Raw genomic sequence first — 8723 nt, forward strand, 5'->3', positions numbered from 1 at the left:
CCTACCCAATTGCCTTCGGGTGTATTGGCTGCAACTGTTGTATCACTTTTACTGCAGGATATTGCAAATAGTGTTATAGTTAAACACGATAGTGCATAAAAAAGATTTTTTTTCATAACTGTTATTTTTATTTCAAAATATAATAACGGTAAAACAAAATTTATGCTACAATGCTGTTTTGGACTCATTTTTCTAAAAAAATAATTTTACTTGCCTTCTTTTAAGATATTATTGGCTTAAACAAACCCACTGTTTTAAATTCGGGGAAATTATTGCACAATTTTCCATTTTATCTTCAGCTAAACAGTTACTTCAGGTATTTTCCATTGCTAAATTATTTTCATTAATTTACAGTGCATTAAAACTAATTTATGAGGATTGCTCCATTCATTATTACCGCTGTAATTACAACAGGGTTGGTAGTTGCTTTAAATACAAGATTAACCATAGGAGGTAAAGAAGCACCGGCATTCGGAAGTTTTTTCAGCCCCCAGCATGGGTTTTGGCAAAATGCCGAAAATGCTAATAAAGATTTTACAACTGATCTGAAATTTCCTGCTTTAAAGGGTAAGGTAAATGTGTATTTAGACGACCGCCTGGTGCCGCACATTTTTGCCGATGAAGAAAACGACGCTTATTTTGTTCAGGGTTTTTTGCATGCAAAATTCAGGTTATGGCAAATGGAATTACAAACTTTTGCAGCAGCCGGAAGAGCAAGTGAAATTTTGGGAGAAAAAGGATTAAACCACGACAGGGAATTTAGAAGATTAGGAATGGTATATGCAGCAGAAATTGCAGAAAAAGAAGCCGATAAAGATCCGGTTATAAAGGCAGAATGTGATGCCTATACAGCCGGTGTAAATGCATACATATCTTCCTTAACTGAAAGCAGTTTGCCTTTAGAATATAAATTGATCGGCTATAAACCTGAGCAGTGGAGCAACTTAAAAACTTCTTTGTTTTTAAAATACATGAGTTACGATTTAGCCGGGCATGAAGACGATATTGAAATGACCAATGCAAAAAGTTTTTTTAGTACCGATGATTTTTTAAAATTATTTCCAGCTGTGCAGGATTCTTTAGATCCGATAATTCCAAAAGGCACACCATTTCCGGTACAAAAAATATTTCCGAAAGCACCAGTAAATATTGATTCGGTTTATTTAAATACAAAAGATATTGCTGTAAGCGAAAGTGAAAAACCCGACAGGGATAATGGCAGCAACAACTGGGCAGTAAGTGGTGCAAAAACAAAAAGTGGTGCACCCATTTTATGCAACGATCCACATTTAGGTTTAAATCTTCCGTCGCTTTGGTACGAAGTGCAAATTTCTACGCCGTCATTTAATGCTTATGGCGTTTCTTTCCCCGGCGCACCGGGTGTTGTTATTGGTTATAATGATAGTTGTGCATTTGGTTTTACTAATGGCGGAAGAGATGTAAGGGATTATTACGAAGTACAATTTAAAGATGATACCCGTAAGGAATATTTGTTTAACGGTACTTATCATACCACAAAATTCAGGATTGATACCATTAAAATAAAAGGAAAACCAAATTTTATAGATTCAGTTGCGTATGTGCAATTGGGCAGCAACTGGTGCCCCGTAATGTTTGATAAAACGTACAGTGGCAACAGAACCACTAACAATAAAAATTATGCAGTAAGATGGACAGCACACGACCCCAGCAACGAACTCAAAATTTTTAACATGCTGAATCATGCAAAAAATTATGCTGATTATTCTGCTGCGGTAACTAACCTGCATACACCTGGACAAAACTGTGCTTTTGCCTGTAAGAATGGCGACATTGCCTTACGTACGCAGGGCGACTGGCCTGCAAAATGGAAAGGTCAGGGAGATTATGTAATGCCGGGAACGGATACCAGCTATTTATGGCAGGGTATGATTCCGCAGGATGAAGTGCCTTTTCAATACAATCCCCTAAGAGGTTTTATAAGCAGTGCTAACCAAAAACCTGTTGATGAAACTTATCCTTATTATTTGGGAAGAAATTATCCCTTATACCGCGGTTACGAAATTAATAAACGGTTAACTGCGATGAGTAATATCACTCCACAGGACATGATGGCTTTGCAAACAGATAATTACAATGCACCGGCCGCAATGCTGATGCCTTTGTTTTTAAAAAATATAAAAGAAAATGAATTGAACAGCGATGAAAAAAAATATCTTGATCTTTTAAAGAACTGGAATTTTAGAAATGATGTGGGATCGCAGGGTGCAACAGTGTTTGAATTGTTGTGGAATAATTTTCAGCATACTGTTATTGATGATGAGTTTATAAAAGCGCCAAAAGTAGTTATGCATCCATTTGAAAGCAGTTTACTGGAAGGCGTGTTAAAAGATTCTGCCTATAAATTTTTAGATGATGTTACCACACCACAAATTGAAACTATGGCCGATGATATAACAACAGCAATTAAAAAAGCTACACTGGAATTAAAAAAGGCAGAAATTGAAGGAAAGTTAAACTGGGAAAAATACAAAGCAACACATGTAGATCATTTGGCAAAGCTGCCATCATTCAGCAGAATAAATTTACCTGTTGGCGGCGGCGTACATAATATTAATGCTACAAAAGAAACACATGGCCCCAGCTGGCGCATGGTGATCAGTCTTACAAAACAAACCGAAGCGTATGGCGTTTACCCCGGCGGACAAAGCGGTAACCCCGGCAGTAAGTACTACGATAATTTTATTGATGAGTGGGCAGCAGGAAAATATTATACGCTTTGGATGATGACAAAAGGAGAGGAGAAAGATAAACGTGTAACAGGAACAATTAGTTTTAGTAAAAATTAGTATTCACAATTCACAATTGACCATTCACCTAAAAAATCAATAACTAATTATATGAAATTTTTTATCTCCCTTGTATTAACTGCTTTATTAAGTTTTGCCGCCTGCCTTTATTTACCCTGGTGGAGTATTGCTTTTGCTGCATTTATCATAGCAGTTTTAATTCCGCAAAATCCGGGTAAAGCTTTTAGCACAGGTTTTTTAGCGTTGCTTTTATTATGGGGTGGTTTAAGTTTTTGGATAAGCAGCAATAACGAACATTTACTGGCTCATAAAATTTCTACATTAATTATCAAAGCTGATAATCCATATTATTTAATTTTTGCTACAGCTTTTATTGGGGCATTGGTGGCTGGTTTTGCTGCGTTGTGTGGCAGTTTTTTAAGGAAGACAAAAAATTGATTACTCTTAATACTTAAAAAATATTGAACGATTACCTTCGTAAAATTCTTAGTGCTGATAAAGTTTTTGAAAATGAATCCATACTTAAATGTGATGAAATTGTAACATTGGATTTGTCAGAAATAAATATTTTCAGAGTAAAAAATAAATTTTTACTTAAAAATATTGAAGCACTGAAGGGTTTGAAAAACGTTAAGAATTTACCTGAAAGAAATGACTGGCTCTATGTATTTTTAGTTTACTTTAAAAATGATACCCAATTTTTACTGGCAATTGCTGATCCTGTTGAATTAAATGAAGACCCTTATGTTGCAGCTTACAGCAACTTTAGTGTTTCAGTAACAAATACACCGTTAATTTCGTAATAACGAAAACCAATTTATGAAGAAACTGTTACTTGTTTTTTTTATAATCGCTTCTCTGCACTCCTCAGCACAAAAAATTTATGGCACTGTATTTAATGATAAAGGCGATTTACTCCCCTACGCTTCTGTTACAATAAAAGGTACCTCAATTGGTGCAAGCGCCAATAATAAAGCAAAATTTTCTTTCAATCTTTCGCCGGGCAGTTATACGGTGGTTTGTCAGCATATTGGTTTTACCCGGCAGGAAAAAACTGTTGTGATAAATACTGTTGATGAAGAAGTGACTTTTATTCTCACCGAACAAAAATTAGATTTAAAAGAAATAATTATAAAAAGCGGTGGCGAAGATCCGGCTTACGCCATCATACGCCAGGCCATTAAAAAAAGAAGTTTTTATAACAAAGAAGTTAATGCATTTGAATGCGACCTGTATACAAAAGATATTATGAAATTGCGGATGCTGCCAAAAAAAATAATGGGCAGAAAAATTCCTGAGGAAGACAGAAAAAGTATTGGCCTGGATTCTACCGGTAAAGGAATAATTTATTTATCGGAGTCGGTAGCTAAAGTACATACGCAGCAACCCGATAAATTTAAAATGGAAGTGCTTAGCAGCAGGGTAAGCGGCAGTGGTGGATTTGGATTTACCTTTCCTACTTTTATAAGTTTTTATACCAACAACGTAAAAGTATTTACCGAAAAATTTAATCCACGTGGTTTTATTTCTCCCATTGCCGATGGTGCTATTGGCTTTTATAAATTTAAATTCCTGGGCAGTTTTTTTGAAGATGGAAAAGAGATCAACAAAATTTTGGTTATACCACGCCGCAATTACGAGCCTTTGTTTTCGGGTATTATTTTTATTACCGAAGGCGACTGGCGGATACACAGCTGCGATCTAACGCTTACTAAAACCTCTCAGCTGGAAATTATCGACACCCTGCAAATAACACAAATTTATGTGCCGGTTAAAAACGATATTTTACGGGTAAAAAATCAATTGCTGCATTTTAATTTTAAACAGTTTGGTATTGATGCGATTGGCAATTTTGTAAATGTTTATTCCAGCTACAACATCAATCCAGTGTACGCTAAAAAATACTTTGATAAAATTATTATTAAGTACGATACAGCCGTAAATAAAAAATCTGCAGCCTATTGGGATACTATACGCCCTGTGCCGCTGGAAGCCGAGGAGAAAAAAGATTACCAGGTTAAAGACAGTATTTTTCAATTGGAAAAAGATTCCTTACTCAGCAAACGCTCAGTTGATTCCTTAAATAAAAAGCAAGGCAAGTTAAAACCATTGGATATTTTTTGGAAAGGAATCGACCGTAAACATTATACCAAAACCAATATCACCACTTGGGGAATTGAATCATTGATAAAAAGTTTAGAATATAACACAGCAGAAGGAGTGGTTGCCACAGCTAACTTTTATTATAACCGTTATCTTAAAAAATTAAGGTCCAATTTTTCGGTACAGCCGCACATACGCTATGGGTTTAACAATACACACTTAAATGCCTGGGCCGATATTGATTTTAATACAAGGGATTTAAGCACTGATAAAAAGATAAAACGCCAGAGCTGGTCACTTTCCGGTGGTAAAAGGGTTAGCCAGTTTAATAACGAAAGCACTATAACACCATTAAACAACACTATCAATACTTTAATTTGGGGCGATAATTTTATGAAGACTTATGAAAATTATTTTGGGAGTGTTGGTTTTACAAAAAGATATGAGAGTGGTTTAAGGCTGGCAATAAATACTTTGTACGAAGACAGGGTACCATTGGAGAATACTGCCAATTTTACTTTAATAAAAAAAGATTCAGTAAATATTACGCCCAATTATCCATACGAAAAAATTGCACAGCAGTTTACACCACACCAGGCAGTTATAATAAGTTTTGATGTAAGCATAAAACCCGGGCAGCAGTATATTCAATTCCCTAATAACAAAATGCCTGTAGGGTCAAAATATCCCACTTTCAGTTTTAATTATACCAAAGGCATTGAAAATATTTTTGGCAGTGATGTAAATTTTGACAAATGGAAATTCAGCATCAGTGATGATAAAAATTTAAAACTGGCAGGAACCATAAAATATAAAATAGGTATTGGCGGATTTTTAAATAACAAAAAAGTTTTAATACAGGATTACCAGCATTTTAATGGCAACCGTTCCACTGCTGCCAGCGAATATGTAAACAGTTTTCAACTGGCAAAATATTATGCCAACAGTACAACAGCAAAATTTTATTCCATAGGCCATATCGAACACCATTTTAATGGGTTACTTACCAATAAAATTCCTTTGTTTAAAAGATTAAACTGGAATTTGGTTGCCGGCAGCAACGCTTTTTATGTAAATAATAAAAATAATTATGCTGAAGGTTTTATTGGCCTGGAAAATATTTTTAAAATTTTACGGGTAGATTTTGTTGCAGCATATGCCAATGGCAATAAAGGATTAACCGGTATTCGTATTGGTTTTGGTGGTGTTATTGGCGGAGGTGTACGTACCGGTGGAAGCGGACGAAACAGGAGCCTTTCTATAAGTTTATAATATTTATCTTTGTAAAATAAATTTGGTTTGCCTGCAAGCATCCAATCCAGCACACATGGTCAGACGGGACGTCAGACCATATGTAAAGATTTCCTTAACCGGATCAAATTAAAAAACTATGGCAGTATTACACAACCGCATTTCGCAGGCGGAACTTAAAAAATTATTGTACCAGGAAACGGAGCACCGCACCACCATTTCGTTTTACCAGTATTTTACAGTAACAGACCCCAAACAGTTTAGAGATGAGTTGTACAAAGCCTTAAACGAAATAAAAGTTTTTGGCCGCATTTACATTGCACACGAAGGCATTAATGCACAAATAAGTGTGCCTGAAAATAATTTCGAAGCATTAAAAAATTATTTGAATTCTATCGAACCGCTTAATGGTATAAGATTAAATATTGCAGTGGATGACGATGGTAAAAGTTTTTGGGTTTTAAAGATTAAAGTAAGAGAAAAAATTGTAGCCGACGGCATTACAGATCCCAACTTCAGCATGGCAAAAAAAGGGAATTATGTAAATGCTTTACAAATGAACGAGCTTTTAAAAGATGAGAATACTGTAGTGATAGATATGCGTAACCATTACGAATACGAAGTGGGCCATTTTGAAAAAGCGATAGAAATTCCAAGTGATACATTCCGGGAGCAATTACCTATGGCTTTGCAAATGATGCAGGATAAAAAAGAACAGAACATCATTATGTATTGCACAGGTGGCATCCGCTGCGAAAAAGCCAGTGCTTACATGCTGCACAATGGTTTTAAAAATGTATTTCATTTGCAGGGTGGCATTATAAATTATGTTAAGGAAGCAAAAGAAAATAATTTGCACGGAAAATTTATGGGTAAAAATTTTGTTTTCGACGACAGGCTGGGGGAGCGGATAACTGAAGATATAATTGCCCTATGCCACCAGTGCGGCCAACCCGCCGATACACATACCAATTGCAAAAATGATGGCTGCCATTTGCTATTTATACAATGCAGTACATGCGCCACAAAATACGATGGTTGCTGCAGTACCGAATGCCAAACCGTTTATAACTTACCGGCAGAAGAGCAAAAAGAATTACGAAAAGGCTTTGATAAAGGCATGATGGTTTTTAATAAAAGTAAAAAAAAATTGCGGCCAAGATTAGATGAAATGAATAAGAAATAGTTATTCTCTCCGTTCCAGCGGGGTTTGCACACTAATAAAATTTTAAAGTAATAAACAGTAACAGTGCAACCCCGCTGTGGTAATATCTTTAAATTATTTACCGCCATCCTTGGTTGCCGGGAGTAACAGCATGATGGTTAAGCAGCTTTTATTCAGCAGGGTTTCACCGAAATAGTTTTTAAATTATTAGCTAATGCTGTGCAAACCCCGCTGGAACGGAAAGAAATAGTTTTTAATTTTTTTGTAAATTCCGTTCCAGTGGGGTTTGCACACTAATAAAATCTTAAGGTAATAAACAGTAACTGTGCAACCCCGCTGTGGTGATATCTTTAAATTACTTACCGCCATCCTTCTTTATTGTCGGGAGTACCAGCATTGATGGTTAAGCAGCTTTTATTCAGCAGGGTTTCACCGAAATAGTTTTTAACTTATTGGCAAATGCTGTGAAAACCCCGCTGGAATCACCATTTAAAAATGTCTCTTTTTTACCACTAACGAATCTTCTTCCCATCTCATCTTTACGTTTCAAAATTTTACAATTATGAAACGTAAACAATTTTTAGTAAACTCATTCCTGGCATTGCCCGCCATCGCATTTTCAAAAAATAAGTTTCAAAATAATCTTGATGCCGGTAAAGAACCCTTTGTGGTAGCTGCCGGCCAATCCCGTTTTGGCGATACCATAAAATTTTTAGGCGTACACCCCAACGATTTAAAAATATCATCCAAAGACACCAATGGGCAGTTGTCTGTTTTTGAATATACCGGCCTTGCAAAAGTAGGCCCGGCATTACACCTGCATTTATACCAGGACGAAATTTTTACGGTGCTGGAAGGCGAATACCGTTTTGTGGTGGGGGAGGCCACACATCATTTAAAACCCGGACAAACGATTTTTCTACCCCGCAATATTCCGCATACCTGGATACAGCTCACCGATAAAGGAAAGTTGATTTATTTTTTACAACCTGCAGGTAAAATGGAAGAGTTTTTTACGCTCATGAATAATTTAAAAGAAAGGCCTTCGGCGGAAGAGCTGGAAAAATTTCATACCGCACACGGCATGAAACTAATGGGTCCGCCACTGAGTTTGTAATTTAATTGGTAACTTAACTTTTAAATACAGTATACTTTATTTTGTTACTAAAAGATTTTATACCCGCCCCCGATGTGCAGGAGTTTGTGCAACTCTACCGCATTGTGCACCTCAGTTTTGCCCATGGCGAGTCCGTTCCCGTAAAAGCCTACCCGCCACGGCCCGAGCATTGCCTGGCATTTTATCCTTTTGATACCGAAATGGCAGAGTATAAAAATTCAGGACGAATAGTAAAAAATATTCCGGTAGTGTTGTACGGCCAGTTTAGCGAAGTTACCAACCGCAGCATTGGTAAAAA

Annotated in this window: 7 protein-coding genes; all 7 read left to right on the top strand. The window is 36.3% G+C overall.

The window, feature by feature from the left end; genetic code table 11:
• Window positions 1-371 precede the first annotated feature (371 nt).
• Window positions 372-2828: a penicillin acylase family protein gene (locus tag ACY65O_RS03560; RefSeq protein WP_462219475.1), complete on the top strand. Its 2457-nt coding sequence runs from the start codon at window positions 372-374 to the stop codon at window positions 2826-2828.
• A 51-nt stretch (window positions 2829-2879) separates the two neighbouring features.
• Window positions 2880-3227, top strand: coding sequence for a hypothetical protein (locus ACY65O_RS03565; RefSeq protein WP_462219476.1), 348 nt, complete (start codon window positions 2880-2882; stop codon window positions 3225-3227).
• Between the two features lie 23 nt (window positions 3228-3250).
• Complete coding sequence (locus ACY65O_RS03570) at window positions 3251-3592, top strand: hypothetical protein (RefSeq protein ID WP_462219477.1); 342 nt, start codon at window positions 3251-3253, stop codon at window positions 3590-3592.
• A 16-nt stretch (window positions 3593-3608) separates the two neighbouring features.
• A complete protein-coding gene (locus tag ACY65O_RS03575) occupies window positions 3609-6164 on the top strand; it encodes a DUF5686 and carboxypeptidase regulatory-like domain-containing protein (protein ID WP_462219478.1) in 2556 nt (851 codons plus the stop codon).
• A 118-nt stretch (window positions 6165-6282) separates the two neighbouring features.
• Window positions 6283-7329 carry an oxygen-dependent tRNA uridine(34) hydroxylase TrhO gene (gene trhO, locus ACY65O_RS03580; protein WP_462219479.1) on the top strand — a complete coding sequence of 349 codons (1047 nt, stop codon included), beginning with the start codon at window positions 6283-6285 and terminating at the stop codon, window positions 7327-7329.
• A gap of 541 nt (window positions 7330-7870) precedes the next feature.
• A complete protein-coding gene (locus tag ACY65O_RS03585; RefSeq protein ID WP_462219480.1) occupies window positions 7871-8425 on the top strand; it encodes a cupin domain-containing protein in 555 nt (184 codons plus the stop codon).
• A gap of 41 nt (window positions 8426-8466) precedes the next feature.
• Window positions 8467-8723 (top strand): hypothetical protein (locus ACY65O_RS03590; protein ID WP_462219481.1); only part of this gene is annotated, 257 nt, incomplete at its 3' end.

The organism is Ferruginibacter sp., assembly GCF_031430955.1.
GTDB lineage: Bacteria > Bacteroidota > Bacteroidia > Chitinophagales > Chitinophagaceae > Ferruginibacter.

What these genes read in the sequence shown, in the direction of transcription:
- ACY65O_RS03560 (WP_462219475.1), top strand. Translation starts at nt 372, where the DNA reads ATGAGGATTGCTCCATTCATTATTACCGCTGTAATTACAACAGGGTTG.
- ACY65O_RS03565 (WP_462219476.1), top strand. Translation starts at nt 2,880, where the DNA reads ATGAAATTTTTTATCTCCCTTGTATTAACTGCTTTATTAAGTTTTGCC.
- ACY65O_RS03575 (WP_462219478.1), top strand. Translation starts at nt 3,609, where the DNA reads ATGAAGAAACTGTTACTTGTTTTTTTTATAATCGCTTCTCTGCACTCC.
- trhO (WP_462219479.1), top strand. Translation starts at nt 6,283, where the DNA reads ATGGCAGTATTACACAACCGCATTTCGCAGGCGGAACTTAAAAAATTA.
- ACY65O_RS03585 (WP_462219480.1), top strand. Translation starts at nt 7,871, where the DNA reads ATGAAACGTAAACAATTTTTAGTAAACTCATTCCTGGCATTGCCCGCC.